The organism is uncultured Luteimonas sp. (assembly GCF_947492465.1).
Classification (GTDB): domain Bacteria; phylum Pseudomonadota; class Gammaproteobacteria; order Xanthomonadales; family Xanthomonadaceae; genus Luteimonas.
The window spans coordinates 14,014-29,054 of the sequence record NZ_CANLNF010000013.1; the positions used below are offsets into that span (position 1 = coordinate 14,014).

General features: G+C 68.1%; 14 protein-coding genes. All 14 read right to left on the bottom strand.

Annotated elements, in window-relative coordinates:
- Position 1: 1 nt before the first annotated feature.
- Positions 2–370 carry an Imm50 family immunity protein gene (locus Q0863_RS17565; protein WP_298581464.1) on the bottom strand — a complete coding sequence of 123 codons (369 nt, stop codon included), beginning with the start codon at positions 368–370 and terminating at the stop codon, positions 2–4.
- Positions 371–1,066: 696 nt separating this feature from the next.
- The gene (locus tag Q0863_RS17570; RefSeq protein ID WP_298581466.1) at positions 1,067–1,438 is read right to left on the bottom strand and encodes a hypothetical protein; all 372 of its coding nucleotides are present in this window, start codon (positions 1,436–1,438) and stop codon (positions 1,067–1,069) included.
- Positions 1,439–1,813: 375 nt separating this feature from the next.
- Positions 1,814–2,230, bottom strand: coding sequence for a hypothetical protein (locus tag Q0863_RS17575; protein WP_298581468.1), 417 nt, complete (start codon positions 2,228–2,230; stop codon positions 1,814–1,816).
- Between the two features lie 19 nt (positions 2,231–2,249).
- Complete coding sequence (locus Q0863_RS17580; RefSeq protein WP_298581470.1) at positions 2,250–2,702, bottom strand: hypothetical protein; 453 nt, start codon at positions 2,700–2,702, stop codon at positions 2,250–2,252.
- Positions 2,703–2,720: 18 nt separating this feature from the next.
- Positions 2,721–3,344 (bottom strand): hypothetical protein, encoded by a 624-nt coding sequence (locus tag Q0863_RS17585; RefSeq protein ID WP_298581472.1) that lies wholly within the window; start codon positions 3,342–3,344, stop codon positions 2,721–2,723.
- Positions 3,345–3,402: 58 nt separating this feature from the next.
- Positions 3,403–3,786, bottom strand: a complete 384-nt coding sequence (locus Q0863_RS17590) for a hypothetical protein (RefSeq protein WP_298581473.1) — start codon at positions 3,784–3,786, stop codon at positions 3,403–3,405.
- A 116-nt stretch (positions 3,787–3,902) separates the two neighbouring features.
- Positions 3,903–4,310: a hypothetical protein gene (locus tag Q0863_RS17595; protein ID WP_298581475.1), complete on the bottom strand. Its 408-nt coding sequence runs from the start codon at positions 4,308–4,310 to the stop codon at positions 3,903–3,905.
- Positions 4,311–5,497: 1,187 nt separating this feature from the next.
- Positions 5,498–7,018, bottom strand: coding sequence for a thymidine phosphorylase family protein (locus Q0863_RS17600; RefSeq protein WP_298581477.1), 1,521 nt, complete (start codon positions 7,016–7,018; stop codon positions 5,498–5,500).
- On the bottom strand, positions 7,015–9,390 hold the full coding sequence (locus Q0863_RS17605) for a xylulose 5-phosphate 3-epimerase (RefSeq protein ID WP_298581479.1): 2,376 nt from the start codon (positions 9,388–9,390) through the stop codon (positions 7,015–7,017). Before Q0863_RS17605 ends, Q0863_RS17600 begins: the two co-directional genes overlap by 4 nt.
- Positions 9,391–9,434: 44 nt before the next feature.
- A complete protein-coding gene (locus Q0863_RS17610) occupies positions 9,435–10,322 on the bottom strand; it encodes a ribose-phosphate pyrophosphokinase (protein WP_298581481.1) in 888 nt (295 codons plus the stop codon).
- Between the two features lie 28 nt (positions 10,323–10,350).
- On the bottom strand, positions 10,351–10,545 hold the full coding sequence (locus tag Q0863_RS17615; RefSeq protein WP_298581482.1) for a hypothetical protein: 195 nt from the start codon (positions 10,543–10,545) through the stop codon (positions 10,351–10,353).
- Between the two features lie 42 nt (positions 10,546–10,587).
- Entirely contained in the window at positions 10,588–11,811 is a 1,224-nt protein-coding gene (locus Q0863_RS17620) for an acetate/propionate family kinase (protein ID WP_298581484.1), read from the bottom strand.
- The gene (locus Q0863_RS17625) at positions 11,808–14,504 is read right to left on the bottom strand and encodes a heavy metal translocating P-type ATPase (RefSeq protein WP_298581486.1); all 2,697 of its coding nucleotides are present in this window, start codon (positions 14,502–14,504) and stop codon (positions 11,808–11,810) included. Before Q0863_RS17625 ends, Q0863_RS17620 begins: the two co-directional genes overlap by 4 nt.
- Positions 14,501–14,896 carry a heavy metal-responsive transcriptional regulator gene (locus tag Q0863_RS17630; RefSeq protein ID WP_298581529.1) on the bottom strand — a complete coding sequence of 132 codons (396 nt, stop codon included), beginning with the start codon at positions 14,894–14,896 and terminating at the stop codon, positions 14,501–14,503. Before Q0863_RS17630 ends, Q0863_RS17625 begins: the two co-directional genes overlap by 4 nt.
- Between the last annotated feature and the right edge of the window lie 145 nt (positions 14,897–15,041).

The window sequence follows — 15,041 nt, forward strand, 5'->3', positions numbered from 1 at the left end:
GTTAAGCCGAACCGCGAAGCGGTTTCGGCTTGAACGAATTGTTAGGCGACACTTCCGCGACGGTAGCCGCCGTGCATGTGAAGCTGCCGCCGAGCCCAATGCAGGACTCTAGCGTAACCATCATTGGGTCTCCGGGCGTAACAGTGAGGCAGTCCAGAACGTTCTCTGAGGCGAGGGCGCCCACGTCGAGCTCACGGACGCCGGAAAATGACAAAGATACCTCGGCGCTCTTGCTGGCAGAAGCATCGATGTACGAGAGGACGAGAGAAACAGTGCCCTCGGCCGAGAAGCCGAACGACAGCACTCGAGCATCAGCGAACTCCGGCCAGTAGCCGAAGACCGATGTGACTGTTTCGTATCCCGTGATCATTCCAGTGCCGCCTAACGCTTGAGTTAAGCCGAACCGCGAAGCGGTTTCGGCTTGAACGAATAGTTATACGCCCGGGGTGCCGACGAAGCCAAGCGGCGCCAACCTACTTGGGCGAACCGGGAGACGAGAGACAGCCTCCGTGAGCCGCCACGAATGATTGGCGTGGCGGCCGGAGACCAGAACGGCATGTGGCGGCCACATGCCGAAGCAACCGCGCGCCGGAGCCAGCGTGCAGCCGTTGCCAGGAAGCTCCCCGAAGCAGCGCTCGCCGCTGCCAACGAAACGAACGACCGCGGTGCCTGCCGAAGCGAACCGTAGAGCAGATGCTTGGCCACGTATAACACCTGAGTTAAGCCGCGCCGCGAAGCGGCGTCGGCTTGAACGAAATGTTAGGCCTGTGCCCGAGAGCGCCTGATCGCAGCGACACGGCCAATGATGTACAGAACAGCGCCAGAGACGAAGCAGTAACCGGCCACCGCACTACTTACGTAGCTTGGGCGTGAAGGAGCGAGGACCGCGACGGCAAGAATCAACAGTGAAATGACAACCAGTACCAGTCCGATCTTGAGATAGATATTTGAAAGTCCAAAGTTCCTACTCATTGCACATCTCCGTGGCGACTACTTTCAACACAGGCCTAACGTCCGAGATAAGCCGACTTGCGAAGCAAGTTCGGCTTGATTGAGTTGTTAGGCGTCATCCGCTGCCCTCGCACTCCGTGTGTCCGACCGTGTAAGTGTCCGCCGCCTTCCCGAGCACGACATATATCGGGCCACTGGCATTGAACAGCCAGCGATAGTAGAGCACACGCTCACCGGTCGAGCGGTCTACTTGCTCCTGCGGCGTGCCCATCTGCTTCAGCACGTCTGGCGCGGACGTCCCCGGGAGAATGCTTAAGCATGCGCGGCGCTCAAGATAGGCCCGGGGAGACAGAACGAACGTGCATCCGCCGAGAGACAGAAGAGTAATCGACAGCAGGGCTGCGGAGATCTTTCGCACGACGCCTAACACCAGAGTTAAGCCGAGCAGCGTAGTGGAGCGAAACACATGGCAAGCTTTACCTGCCATGTGTTTTGCGTAACGAAGCGGATTCGGCTTGAACGACTTGTTAGGGCGCCGACACCCGGCACTTGCGCCCGACCCGCGACAGCCCAACCCCTGAGCCGAAACACTACAACAACTTGGCCGCGGACTGGCGACCAAACCTAGCTGAGGGCGGGTGTCCGCGCCTGGGCCTGGTGAGCCGCTTGGACTGGCGGGCCACCCGAAGCCAGCTGTGCTTCTGAGTGCCGATACCGGCAAGCTGCGATGCAACGGCCAGCGCAAGGAAGCAGGCAGAGCGATGCTCAACGACGCGACCGCTGTGCTGGCCGGAACCCGGCCGAAGAAACAACCGAAAGAACGATCTTGCTGTGGAGTACCGAGAGCGGCCTAACGCCTGAATTAAGCCGCGCCGCGAAGCGGCGTCGGCTTGAATGAATTGTTAGAGCCCGCCCCGCACGCGGCATGAGTTGCTAAGGCCACAATTGCGCCACACGCCAATGACCAAAGGCCCAGATCTTTGGCGATGAAAAGCAAAGCCAACCCTGGAAGAAGGCCAACTGCCAGCGACGTGGCCCACGACGCCTTGCCACGATGCCATAGCAACGCATACACCGGCGCCCCAAAAGTGATGGCCGGAATGGACCCAATGATGAGGATGTAGCCAAAGACAATTACGGCGGAGCCTGCGATGCCGAGGACCGCGCTTGGGGCGAGCCAAGCTTGAACTGCCGAAAAGCCAGCTACGAGAATCGCCACAACCACAAGTGCGGCGAGTGCAGCTAGCTCTGTTTTTGCCAGTCGCCGCAGAAATGTCATGAGGGCTCTAACACCAGAATTAAGCCGCGCCGCGAAGCGGCGTCGGCTTGAATGAATCGTTAGGCGGCCAACGGCGCACCACGGCGAGTACAGCCAGTGCGATACCGCTGGAAATAGCTGCCCATGCCGCCATCATACTTGTGAGCGAGTCTCCAGGCAGCAACCGCTCCATTGAAGCAAGCAGCGCGCCTTGCCCAAGACTAAGTACTGCGACTACGCCAAGAAGCCACCACCCATACAGCAGACGAACTGTTTTGCCAAAGAGAAGAGTGGCAAGCAAATGACCCGAGAACGAGCAAGCAAGCATGAGTGCCGCAATGAAAGCGGCAAGCTGGACACTCCCAAGGCATCCAAACTTAGCATCACAGTTGCCGCGAACGTAAACGTCGAATGTCGTGTATCCCACAAGGGCGAGAAACAACACGACTCCGGGGCCTAGTGATACTGCTGCAATCCGCCAAAATTGTTTCATGGCCGCCTAACACCTGAATTAAGCCGAGCCGCGAAGCGGCTTCGGCTTGAATGAATTGTTAGGCCTCTTTTTCAGTTCCAGAGAGTCCTGTTTGTACTCTTTTCCATACCAAAGGCTTAGGCCGTCTCCAAGAGCTGCGTAAGCATGGGGAAGCACTGAGGCTGTACCTGCCTTTGCAATAGCAAGCTTGTTACGAGTATGCCGGTGGATGCGGCCTGATTGACGCCGCATTTCCGCCCAGTTTACCGCCTTAGATCCGGCAACACTGCGTTGAATGGCCCCTGCCTCGTTCCAGTGAGAAAACGATGAGAACTTGAGATGGCCGAGATCAATGACACCCTGCGAGAACTGCACTACACCAGCGCCCTCCAAGGAGGTTCGATGGGTTCCAACGCGAGGATTGAGTTTAAAAGTGTTGAACGTAGGTGTGTCGGTCGCGTCCGGGAACCAGCCACGCAGAAGAAACCCGCCGGCCATGCGCTCGTCCTCCATGTTGCGGATTTCTTCGACTGACTTGATCTGGCGGATATCTCTGTCTATGCGCGAGTAAGCCTCGTAGACGATCATGTCCGTCTCTGCAAAGACGAACTGCATAAGACTATAGAAGTCTTCGTCTAGCCCAAAGAAGTCAAGTTGCGCCATAGAGGCCTAACGCCTGAATTAAGCCGCGCCGCGAAGCGGCGTCGGCTTGAATGAGTTGTTAGGCATGTGCGCTACCGACTGTGAGCGCGAATGCCTCTGGATGCGACAATAACTTGATCCGGAACGCATGTGTCAGTGTGGCGTCGCTTGGCACGGCCTGCCAGTAGGCGCGGTCTGCCGCCTCCGATGCCTGCTCCGTGTCAGGAGGGGGAAGTGCTAGCAAATGGGCTGCAGCCGGGATGGCAAAGTAGTTGAAGCCAGAAGTGGCCGCGGCAAGCTCTTCTGCGCTAAGAACCTCATGGGCATGCGCCACGCCGCCGTTCATTACCGCGCCATGCGCCAGCAGAATGGCTGCTAAGGCGAAGTCACCGGGAGCGGGGTTTGCGCCGCCATACTCCGTGGCCGCACGATTCCATATCTCGATTTGGCGGGAATGGCTCACCACATGCCTAACACCGGAATTAAGCCGACCCACAACGCGTGAGCCGGGTTGAGCCGAAGCCTCAGCAGCGACTATGCCTGCAGATGGGATGAAGTGGGTTCGGCTTGAATGATTCGTTAGGCGGCGTGGCGGTGCCAAAGCACATACATATCTCCATCTACGAAGCCGATCCCAACACCCTTCTTGCTACGAAGCACTCCTGACTTGGAGCCATCGGCGATGTATGAGTTAACCAGATCGATCGATGTCGTGAGCCACGCCCGCCAGTCCGAACCGGCCACTGCAAACGGCACCTCAAAGATATCCTCGCCCGTCGAGAACGTCTCGGGAGAGGGCCAGTAGTCTGTGCTCGGATCTGCCTCGGGAAGAAATGCATTGGTTCCGACAAGTTGCATTTGAACGGAGTCAACGCCCTCGTAGAGGTTGAAGTGAAATGCCTCTGTCGAAGCTGGTATGGGCTGAGACAACGCACTGTCGAGCCAAGAGAACAACTCTTTACTGATCGAGCTATAGGGAACTGTCATAAGCCGCCTAACGCCGGAATTAAGCCGACGCCACTTGTGGCGTTCGGCTTGAATGACTTGTTAGGCGGTGCTGCTCCACCAGCTGGCTGAACTCCCCAGCGCCAGCTTGGCCAACCCGCCACCAGCCGAAACAGTAGCAGCCCAGGCCGACCGGCGCTTTACCCGGGACCCGCAGGGCGACATGCCGCTGAAGATGGCTCCGCAATGATTGAGCCGCGCGGCCGAAGCGGTGTAGCCCGATGGCCCGGCAAGTTGCCCAGGGAGACCGACCGGAGCCGATGAAGGCCGAGCGCGCGCCGCACGACACGAGCCGACGCGGCTAGCCGAAGAAGCGAACGCCGAAAGACTTTCAGCAGTACCGCCTAACGCCGGAATTAAGCCGACTTGCGTAGTGGAGCCAAAGCCGTGGCAAGCTTTATCTGCCACGGCTTTGGTGTAACGAAGCAAGTTCGGCTTGAATGACTTGTTAGGCCGCACTGTACCCCGATGAAGTCCCGAGTGCGACGCCGCTACATGCACGAAGCCGCGGCGAGAACCGTACCTGCGCGCCGAGAGGCTGCACCGCCAGGAACCGCACGATGCGGTGTACTGTCCGAGCGAGACCCCAACCGCGCAGGCCACCGCGAACCCTCACTACAACCAGCCGGAAGGCGAGGGCGCAGCAAACGCGATGAACCAAAAGAGCCGGTAGCGCGATCAGCTGCAAGCCGCTGCTGCCAAAACAAAAGAGCCGTTGCAGCTTGTGCGGCCTAACTACTGTTCGACCGATCCGGTCGGTGTAACGCCGATTCTCTGCCCCAGCAGCGCACACCGTCAATCCAGCTTTTTCCAGTCGGGTCAACGACTTGATCGGTGGACAGCCGCCGAATGCCCGACACGCATCGCGGCGTTATCAGGCATCGAGGCCGTGATATGTCTTATCACAGTGGCGGGACCGCGATAACACGCGAGTGGGATCGCCGAAGGCAGGCGCGGGAAGTTGCGGGGAATTCCGGCTTGTTCGCAGCTGGAAGCCGCAGCTTGCAGACGGAGCGTGGCGCCATGGGCGGATCCGCCGCGATATCGCATAAACCGACGCCCGGCACTCCCTGGATTTAGGCGGCGCGGCAGGAGGCGCCTTCCGGACAGGTGGCGCAGCTGCGGGCCAGGTTGCGGGACGCACGCGGTGATGACCCCGGCAGCGCAGTTCACGCCACGATCTGCACGATGTCCCCGGCGTCGCGCGCGTACTCCAGCGCGTAGGCCAGTTCCGCCGCCGTCTGTGCATGCAGTTCCAGCAACGGCTGTCCGCGCGCGACCTCGTCGCCGAGGCGGGCCAGCAGGCGCACGCCGGCGGCGGGCCGTTCCGGCGCGCCGGCGAGCTTGGCCAGGCGCGAGAGGCGGCGGTTGTCGATGTGCACCACGCGGCCGCCGTGGGAAGCGACCAGCGGTGCGACCTCGCTGGCCACCGGCGGCGTGCGCATGCCGCCCTGCGCCTCGCAGATGCGGACGAAGCGCTCCCAGGCGCGGCCGCTGTCGAGCGTCTCCAGCGCCAGCCGCGCGCCCGCGCCTTCAGGGGTGGCGCCGCCGAGCTCGAGCACGACGCCGGCGATGTCGGCGGCGCGCTCGCGCAGGTCGAGCGGGGCGCCGGCTTCGCAGCGCAGCACCGCCAGCACGTCGCGCGCCTCGAGCGCCGGGCCGATGCCGTGTCCCACCGGTTGCGCGCCGTCGGTGAACAGGCAGCGCAGCACCAGGCCGAACTGCGCGGCGGTCGCCTCCATGCGCGCGGCCAGGTGGCGGGCGGCTTCCGGGCTGCGGATCTTGGCGGTGGGGCCGACCGGGATGTCGATGGCGACGTGGGTGGCGCCGGCGGCGATCTTCTTCGACAGCACCGAGGCGATCAGCTGGCCTTCGGTGTCGATGTCGAGTTCGCGCTCGATGCGCACGAAGATGTCGTCGGCCGGGCTCAGGTGCATCGCGCCGCCCCAGGCCAGGCACCCGCCCTCGCGTTCGACCACGCGGCGCAGGGTGTCGAGGTCGAGGTCCACCGGCGCCAGCGTCTCCATGGTGTCGGCGGTGCCGGCCGGCGAGGTGATCGCGCGCGAGGAGGTCTTGGGCATCACCAGGCCGTTGGCGGCTGCAATGGCGACCACAATCGGCGAGGTGCGGTTGCCGGGCAGGCCGCCGACGCAATGCTTGTCGACCACCACCGGCGAGGGCCACGCCAGGCGATGGCCGACCTCGACCATGGCGCGTGTGAGGTGCACGGTCTCCGCCGCGTCCATCGGCAGCGCCGCGGTGGCAGTGAGGAAGGCGGCCAGGTGCACGTCGGTGTAGCGGCCCTGGACCACGTCGTGGACGATCGCGTCGAGGTCGCCGGCATCGAGGCGGCGGCCGTACACGCGCCGGCGCACGCTGGCCAGCGATTCGAGCACCGGTGGGTGGCGCACCTGCACCGGGTCGCCCTCGGCCAGGCCCAGCGCCGTCCATGCCGCCTCCGACAGCGCCACCTGGTCGAGCGGGAAACGCGCGTCGTCGGTCTGGTACAGCAGCGCCTGCACCTGCCGCTCGCCAGACACCACCAGCACCTGGCTGCGCGGCGACAGGCCTTCGGACCGGCACACGTGGCAGTCGCTGCGCATCACCGCGATCGGCTGGTGCGCGGCGTGCAGCTGCATGCGCAGCGCCCGCAGCGGCGGCAGCGGGGGTCCGGGCGCGACTGCGCTCATCGGGCCCCGGCGGACAACGCACGCGGATCGCCACGCCCGTCGAGCGCGTCGCGCTGCGCCTGGTCGAACAGCGCCTCGCGGCGCCAGCCGGCGACCATCGCGCAGGCATCGACCGCGTGCGCCCAGGTGCAGCGGTTGGCGAACAGCATCCCGGGCACGTCGAGCGTGCCGCCACGGCTGATGTAGCCCAGCGCGCGGGTGCGCGCCGGGCCCGAGTCGAGGCGCCGCAGCACGCCCAGCATCGGCTCGGGCCGGGTATGGCTGAGGAGTACGCGCGAAAGGCCAGGCGGGAACAGGGCGTGCAGCCTGGCATCGTCGACGACGAATGCGGCCTCGATCGCGTCGCGCGGAATGCGCAGGCGCCCGGGCTCGAGCACCACGCTCACGCAGGCGCGGTGCCCGCGCGCGGCGAGGTGGCGCTGCGCATCGAGGGCGGCGTCGAGCTGGTAGGCACCGATCGCCACCAGCTGCACTTCCGCATCGGCCGGGTCGCCGACGAGATGGCCGGCACCATCGTGCACGAGCCGCTGCGCGGCGGCGGCATCGAAGCGTTCGTCGACCTCGCGCTTGGACACCAGCATGCACGCAAGTTGGCCGCGCCCGGCGTAGACGTCGCGCAGCGCGGCGACGGCGGTGTTGCCGTCCACCGGGAACAGCACGCGCACGGTGTCGGACATCTCGCCCAGCAGGGCCTCGCCGATGGTGGGGTCCTGGTGCGACTGCTCGTTCTTGCTGTTCTCCCAGGTGTGCGAGGTGACCACCAGCGGCACTGGCAGCCAGCGCGGCGGCCGTCCGGTTTCGCGCTGGTGGCGGGCGAAGATCGCCTCCTGGCGCAGCAGCCCGAGCATCTTCACCGCGAACGCCTCGTAGCTGACGATCAGGTTGAGCCCGCCCTTGTTGGCGAGCGCGGCGGCGGCCACCGCCTCCTCGTTGAGCGCGGTGATGACCGCGCCGTGCAGGTCCTCGGCCACGCCCGGCTCGGGTTCGTTGACCCGGTGCTTGAGCCGCTGCAGGGTGGCGCCCATCTTGTTGCTGGCCAGTTCGTCCGGGTTGCCGATGCGCACGCGCAGGCCGGGATTGGCGTCGACCAGGGCGACGAACCAGCGATCGAGTGCGGCCATCGCGCTGGCCCTGCCGCCCGGCGCCGCCCAGGCCGGCTCGGGGAGCGTGGGCGCGGGCGGGTCGCGGTGCGCCATCGGGTGCGCGCTTTCCCTGGCGCGGCCCTGCGCGTCGTGACAGGCGAAGGCGGTGAGTGCGTCGTCCAGCTCCGTCGGCGGCACGAACAGCGCGGCGGCGCCGCGGTTGAAGCTCTCGCGCGCGGCGGCGTCGTGGTGCGGGCTGCCGGCCAGCGGCAGGTTGTGCGCGGCGTTCGTGCCGGCGCCGGGGAAGCCGAAGCCCTTTTCGGTCTCGGCGATGACGTAGGGCAGGCGCGCGGGATAGCGCCGCTGCGGGTCGGCGGCGAAGGCGCGCAGCGCCTCCTCGGCCTCGACGATCGCGCAGGCGACCGCCGCCGGGTCGCGGCCATCGACGATGGTCGGCGCGAAGCCGTTGTGGCGCACGTCGCCGGCCAGCCAGGCCGCGCCGCCTTCCTGCACGATCTGGGTGCGCTGCTCGATGCGGCGGCCGTTGAGGATCATCACCGGGATCGCGTATCCGCTGTCCTCGGCGCGCCACCAGCGCGGTGCCCAGTCCTGGCCGCGCTGTTCCTCGAACGCGCCGTCGCTGAGGAAGGCGACCACGCTCTCGCCCGGCAGCGGCATGTGCACGTACTGCAGGCCGGCAAAGCCGAGGTAGCCGCCCTCGCTGACCGCGCCGGCGGTATCGGCGCCGGCGTGGCTGCCCAGCGGCACGGCGGGGCGTCCGTCGGCGCCGATCGCATAGGAGTAGAAGTCCGCGACCAGGCGCGAGAGGCCTTCGGCGCTGCGGTCGTAGCGGCCACGCTGGTTGGGCGAGACGTCGCCGGTCAGCGCGTTCACCGCCTCGATCGCGGCCACGCAATGGCCCTGGCCCATGATCCAGCCGCGGGTGTCGCCGGTCAGCGCGTTGGCCAGCAGATAGCCGACGAAGCCCTGGACCATGTTGAGCGCGCCGCCGGTGTGGCCCTCGGGCACGGGCTTGAAGTCGTCGGCCGCCAGCGGCGCGCCCGACAGGTCGATGCGCCGGGCATAGGTCATGTGCGCGACCACGTTCATCGCCACGCAGGCCAGGCGGTCGGCGGCGGCGAGCAGGGCGTAGCCTGCTTCAGGCGAGGCGATGCGGTCGTCGCCATGCAGGCGTTCGACCAGGGTGTCGATGCGGGCGACGGTGTCGTCGCGGTGGACGATGGGGCCGTGGCCGGCGAGCCAGCGGTCGCGGGCGGTGGTGGTGGTCATGGCGATGTTTCCTCCTGTGCGCGTCCGGTTTCCCCGCCGCGCTGTCAGTCTCGCAGGTCGCGCAGCAGCGCGTCGGCCAGCAGCGGCGCCAGCGCGATGCGGTTGCTCGGGTGCGGCACCGAGTCGGTGGAGCTGATGCGTGCGAACAGCGGCGACAGCTCCTCGAAGGCGCCGTCGGCGAACAGCGCGTGCACCACCACGCATTCGGGCCGGGGCAGCCCCTGCGCCGCCAGTCCGCGTGCCGCTTCGGCCAGGGTGCGACCGGACGAGGCGATGTCGTCCACCAGCACCGGGGTGCGGTCGCGCCAGGACGACAGGTCGGGCACGTCGATCCGCACGCAGCGGTCGCCCAGGCGGGTCTTGTGCAGCACCACGTACGGCGCGCCGATGCGTGCGGCGATCGCGCCGGCCCACTGCGCGCTCTCCGCGTCGGGGCCGACCACCAGCGGCGCCTGGACGTGCGCGGCGATCCAGTCGGCCAGCAGCGGCGCGGCCTGCAGTGTCGCGGTGGACATGGTGTAGATCGCCGAACGCGCCGGGTGCCGGTGCAGGTGCGGGTCGACCGTGAGCAGGCGGTCGAAGCTCGACGACAGCAGCCGCGCGAAGCTGCGCGAGCTGATGCACTCGCCGGGATGGAAGCGGATGTCCTGGCGCATGTAGGCCAGGTAGGGCGCAACCAGGTTCACTTCGCTGGCGCCCAGCTCGCGCGCGGTATCGGCGGCGAAGACCAGGGCGAGGAAGCCCGGGTCCGGGCGCGCCAGCGTGCAGACCAGGTCCACCGGCCGCCCGGCCGGATCGCCGTGCAGGCGCACGTAGCTCTCGTCGTCGGGAAAACGGCGGGTCTCGACCCGCCCGGTGTCGCCATCGCAGGCCTGCGCCAGCGCCGCGGCCAGCGGCCCGTTGCCCGGCATCGGCAGGATCAGCCGGCGCATGCGTCCGCCCCCGCGTCCACGTCCTGGTTCACAGCCGCACCTTGTCGAGGATGATCAGCAGCGCCATCACGCCGGCCAGCAGCAGCACCAGCACGCCGCCCCACGCGGCGCCGACGCCACCGCGCCTGCGCAGCAGCAGGTGGAGCAGGCCGACGGCCAGCAGCGGGGCGACCAGCACCACCAGCAGCATCTTCCAGATCGAGGCATCCAGCCCGAGCAGCATCGCCCACCTCCGCCTGCGGGCACCCGCGAGGGCGGCCGCGATTCAGTCGAGGGTGCGCAGCGCGTCGCGCGCGGCCACCCATTCCTCGTTGGTCGGCTCCACGCCGACGCGCACGCGGCTGTCGTCGCTGGAGATGATCGGTGCATCGGCCTGGTTGGCGCCTTGATCCAGCGCAAGCCCGAGGAAGGCCAGGTCGCGGCACACGCGCTCGCGCACGAAGGCATTGTGCTCGCCGACGCCGGCGGTGAACACCAGCAGGTCGAGGCCGCCCAGCACCGCCGCCAGCGCGCCGATCTCGCGCACGATGCGGCGCACGTACAGGTCCAGCGCCAGCCGCGCGCGTTCGCCGGTTTCGCCTTCGTCGGTTTCGTGTCGCACGATCACGCGCGGCTCGGGCGAGATGCCCGACACGCCGAGCAGGCCGGAGCGGTGGTAGAGCATCTGTCCCACCTCCTCCAGCGACAGCTTCTCGATCTCCATCAGGTACAGCAGCGCGCCGGGATCGAGCGCGCCGGTGCGCGTGCCCATCATCAGGCCGTCGAGGGCGGAAAAGCCCATGGTGGTGGCCACGCTCTGCAGGCCCTGCATCGCGCACAGGCTGGCGCCGCTGCCCAGGTGCGCGACCACCACCCGCCCCTTCGCCAGCGCGCCGTGGCGCTCGGGCAGCGCGGTGGCCATGTATTCGTAGGACAGGCCGTGGAAGCCGTAGCGGCGCAGGCCGCGCTGCCAGGCGTCGAACGGCAGCGGCAGGATCTTCTCCACCTCCGGCAGGGTGTGGTGGAAGCCGGTATCCAGGCAGGCCACCTGCGGGATGTCGGGGCGCTCGCGCAGCAGGATCTCGATCGCCTCCAGCGCGAAGGGCTGGTGCAGCGGCGCCAGCGGGATGTAGCCCTTGAGGTCGGCCAGCACGCCTTCGTCCACGCGCGTGGGCGCGAAGTAGCGGCTGCCGCCGTGGACCACGCGGTGCGCGATGGCGGCGAGCCTGCGCCCGCCCAGGCGCGCGACCACGCCCTGGCGGATGCGCTGCAGCGCCGACCGATAGGGCTGGCCGGCGTCGAGTTCCACCGGTGCAGGTTCGATCCCGGTCTCCCCATACGTGGGCGACGGCCCGCCGATGCCCTGCACCTTGCCGTTCCATACCGGCGCGCGCGGCAGCGGCTGCTGGCCGGCGTCGAACAGCGCGAACTTGATGCTCGACGAGCCGCAGTTGAGCACCAGCACCAGGTCGCCGCCGGTGGGATAGCGGTCGGCGTCATGCGCGGTCATGCGTGGGAATCTCCGGTTGCGGGCAATACCAGGCGCCGGTTGCGCAGGCGCAGCGCATTGCCGACCACCGAGGCGGAACTGAAGCTCATCGCCACCGCCGCGATCATCGGTGACAGCAGCAGGCCCGTGAACGGATACAGCACGCCGGCGGCGATCGGCACGCCCAGGCCGTTGTAGGCCAGCGCGAACAGCAGGTTCTGGCGCATGTTCGACACGGTGGCCTGCGACAGCGCGCGCGCCGTCGCGATACCGCGCAGGTCGCCCTTGACCAGGGTGACCTGGGCGCTGTCCATCGCCACGTCGGTGCCGGTGCCCATGGCGATGCCGACATCCGCGCGCGCCAGCGCCGGCGCGTCGTTGATGCCGTCGCCGGCCATCGCCACCACCCGGCCTTCCGACTGCAGGCGTTCGATGAGTCCGAGCTTGTCCTCAGGCCGCACCTCGCCGTGCACCTCGTCGATGCCCAGGCGCGCGGCCACCGCGTTGGCCGTGGTCAGGCCGTCGCCGGTGGCCATGACGATGCGCAGGCCCGAGGCGCGCAGCGCGGCGAGCGCCTCGGGCGTGCTGGCCTTGACCGGATCGGACACCGCCAGCAGGCCGGCCAGCGCGCCGTCGACCGCCAGGTGCATCACGCTGGCGCCCTGCCCGCGCAGCGCTTCGGCGCGCGCCGCCAGCGGCGCGGGATCGACGCCCTCCTCGCGCATCAGTGCGGTGTTGCCCAGCGCGAGGCGATGGCCCTCGACCTCGCCGCGCACGCCGATGCCCGAAGTCGATTCGAAGCCGTCCACTGCGGCCAGCGCCAGGCCGCGTTGGCGCGCGGCAGCCACGATCGCCTCGGCCAGCGGATGTTCGCTGCCCTGGTCGAGGCTGGCGGCCAGGCGCAACACCTCGCTGCTATCGAAGCCGTCGACGGCCACCGCGTCCTCGAACGCCGGGCGGCCCTCGGTGAGCGTGCCGGTCTTGTCCACCACCAGGGTGTCGACCTCGCGCAGCCGCTCGATCGCGGCGGCGTCGCGGAACAGCACGCCCAGCGTCGCGCCGCGACCGGTGGCGACCATGATCGACATCGGCGTGGCCAGGCCCAGCGCGCAGGGGCAGGCGATGATCAGCACTGCCACCGCGTTGACCAGGCCGTAGACCCAGCCCGGCTCCGGGCCGACCAGGCCCCAGGCGAAGAACGCGACCAGCGCCACCGCCACCACGCCCAGCACGAAGCGGCCGGCGACCACGTCGGCCAGGCGCTGCATCGGCGCCTTCGAGCGCTGTGCCTGCGCGACCATCTGCACGATCCGCGACAGCAGGGTGGCCGAGCCCACGCGTTCGGCCTGCACCACCAGCGCGCCCGACGTGTTGAGCGTGGCGCCGATCACGCGGTCGCCCGGACCCTTGCGCACCGGCAGCGGCTCGCCGGTGAGCATCGACTCGTCCACCGCGCTGCCACCCTCGAGCACCACCGCGTCCACCGGCACCTTCTCGCCGGGGCGCACGCGCAGGCGGTCGCCGACGTGCACGTGTTCGAGCGGGATGTCCTCCTCGTCGCCATCCTCGCGCAGCCGGCGCGCGGTCTTCGGCGCCAGGCCCAGCAGCGAGCGGATCGCGGCCGAGGTCTGCGCGCGCGCCTTGAGCTCGAGCAGCTGGCCGAGCAGGGTGAGCGAGACGATCACCGCCGCGGCCTCGAAGTACACCGAGACCCGGCCCATCGACGCGAACGCGGCCGGAAACACGCCCGGCGCGACCGTGGCGACCACGCTGTAGGCGAAGGCCGCGCCGGTGCCGAGCGAGATCAGGGTCCACATGTTGGGGCTGGCGTTGCGGATCGACTGCCAGCCGCGCACGAAGAACGGCGCGCCCGCCCACAGCACCACCGGCGTGGCCAGCACCAGTTCCACCCAGCTCTGGGTGGCCATGTCCATCAGCCCCAGCTGGTGGCCGAACATCCCCAGCACGAACACGATCGCGGTCAGCGGCAGGGTCCACCAGAAGCGGCGCGAGAAGTCGCGAAGTTCGGGACTGTCGCCCTCCTCGAGGCTGGGAATCTCCGGCTCCAGCGCCATACCGCACTTGGGGCAGGTGCCGGGGTGGTCCTGGCGCACTTCCGGGTCCATCGGGCAGAAGTACATGGTGCCGGGCGGCAGCGCTTCGGGTGGCGGCGCGGGCGTCGTGCCGTGGCCGGCGCAGCAGCTGCCGCGCGCGGCGCTGCCGTCGTAGCGGGCAGGGTCGGCGGCGAACCTGTCGGCGCAGCGCGCGCAGCAGAAGCGCCAGCTGCGGCCGGCGTGTTCGACGCGATGCGGGGAGTCGGGCTTGACCGTCATGCCGCAGACCGGGTCGCGCTCTCCCGGCGGCGGCGTCGCGCTGCCGTCGTAGCGTGCGGGATCGGCGGCGAACTTCGTCGCGCAATGTGCGCTGCAGAAGCGCCAGTCGTGGCCGGCGTGCTCGACGTGGTGCGGGGAGTCGGGTTTGACCGTCATGCCGCAGACCGGGTCGCGCTCTTCCGGCGGTGGCGTCGCGCTGCCGTCGTAGCGTGCGGGATCGGCGGCGAACTTCGTCGCGCAATGCGCGCTGCAGAAGCGCCAGTCGTGGCCGCCGTGCTCGACGCGGTGCGGGGAGTCGGGTTTGACCGTCATGCCGCAGACCGGGTCGCGCAGGGGCGTGGATCCGTTGCCGTGGGTGTCGGCGTGCGCGAGTTCGCTCATGCCGCATCCTCCCCGGCCAGCGCGTTGAGGATCGGGCAGGCGTCGGCGCGGCCGTGGCCGGGACAGGCGGCAACCAGGGTTTCCAGCCCGGCGCACACGCGCTGCAGTTCGGCGATGCGCGCCTGCACGTCCTCCAGCCTGTGCTGGGCGGCGTGCCTGACGCTGGCCACGTCGCCCGAGTCGCCCAGCGACAGCAGCTCGCGGATGTCCTCCAGCTGGAAGCCCAGCGCCTTGGCGCGGCGGATGAAGCGCAGGCGCTTGAGCTCGGTGTCGCCGTAGCGGCGGTAACCGGACGGCAGGCGCCCGGCGGGCGGCAGCAGCGCGCTGCGTTCGTAGTAGCGCACCGTGTCGATGGCGACGCCGGCGCGCTGTGCGAGTTGACCGATGCTCATGCTGGACATGGGCGCTCTCCGATGCGGGAGGCCAGTCTGCACCCTGGACCCGGGTCCAGAGTCAAGGCCGGTGGTGCAGCTGTCACCACGGGCCAGCACGCGGCTGCCTTGCGGGCGCGCCAGGCATCGTCGCCGTGGGAGCACG

What these genes read in the sequence shown, in the direction of transcription:
- Q0863_RS17580 (WP_298581470.1), bottom strand. Translation starts at nt 2,702, where the DNA reads ATGAAACAATTTTGGCGGATTGCAGCAGTATCACTAGGCCCCGGAGTC.
- Q0863_RS17625 (WP_298581486.1), bottom strand. Translation starts at nt 14,504, where the DNA reads ATGAGCGAACTCGCGCACGCCGACACCCACGGCAACGGATCCACGCCC.
- Q0863_RS17600 (WP_298581477.1), bottom strand. Translation starts at nt 7,018, where the DNA reads ATGAGCGCAGTCGCGCCCGGACCCCCGCTGCCGCCGCTGCGGGCGCTG.
- Q0863_RS17575 (WP_298581468.1), bottom strand. Translation starts at nt 2,230, where the DNA reads ATGACATTTCTGCGGCGACTGGCAAAAACAGAGCTAGCTGCACTCGCC.
- Q0863_RS17595 (WP_298581475.1), bottom strand. Translation starts at nt 4,310, where the DNA reads ATGACAGTTCCCTATAGCTCGATCAGTAAAGAGTTGTTCTCTTGGCTC.
- Q0863_RS17605 (WP_298581479.1), bottom strand. Translation starts at nt 9,390, where the DNA reads ATGACCACCACCACCGCCCGCGACCGCTGGCTCGCCGGCCACGGCCCC.
- Q0863_RS17630 (WP_298581529.1), bottom strand. Translation starts at nt 14,896, where the DNA reads ATGAGCATCGGTCAACTCGCACAGCGCGCCGGCGTCGCCATCGACACG.
- Q0863_RS17615 (WP_298581482.1), bottom strand. Translation starts at nt 10,545, where the DNA reads ATGCTGCTCGGGCTGGATGCCTCGATCTGGAAGATGCTGCTGGTGGTG.
- Q0863_RS17620 (WP_298581484.1), bottom strand. Translation starts at nt 11,811, where the DNA reads ATGACCGCGCATGACGCCGACCGCTATCCCACCGGCGGCGACCTGGTG.
- Q0863_RS17585 (WP_298581472.1), bottom strand. Translation starts at nt 3,344, where the DNA reads ATGGCGCAACTTGACTTCTTTGGGCTAGACGAAGACTTCTATAGTCTT.
- Q0863_RS17570 (WP_298581466.1), bottom strand. Translation starts at nt 1,438, where the DNA reads ATGGCAGGTAAAGCTTGCCATGTGTTTCGCTCCACTACGCTGCTCGGC.
- Q0863_RS17610 (WP_298581481.1), bottom strand. Translation starts at nt 10,322, where the DNA reads ATGCGCCGGCTGATCCTGCCGATGCCGGGCAACGGGCCGCTGGCCGCG.
- Q0863_RS17565 (WP_298581464.1), bottom strand. Translation starts at nt 370, where the DNA reads ATGATCACGGGATACGAAACAGTCACATCGGTCTTCGGCTACTGGCCG.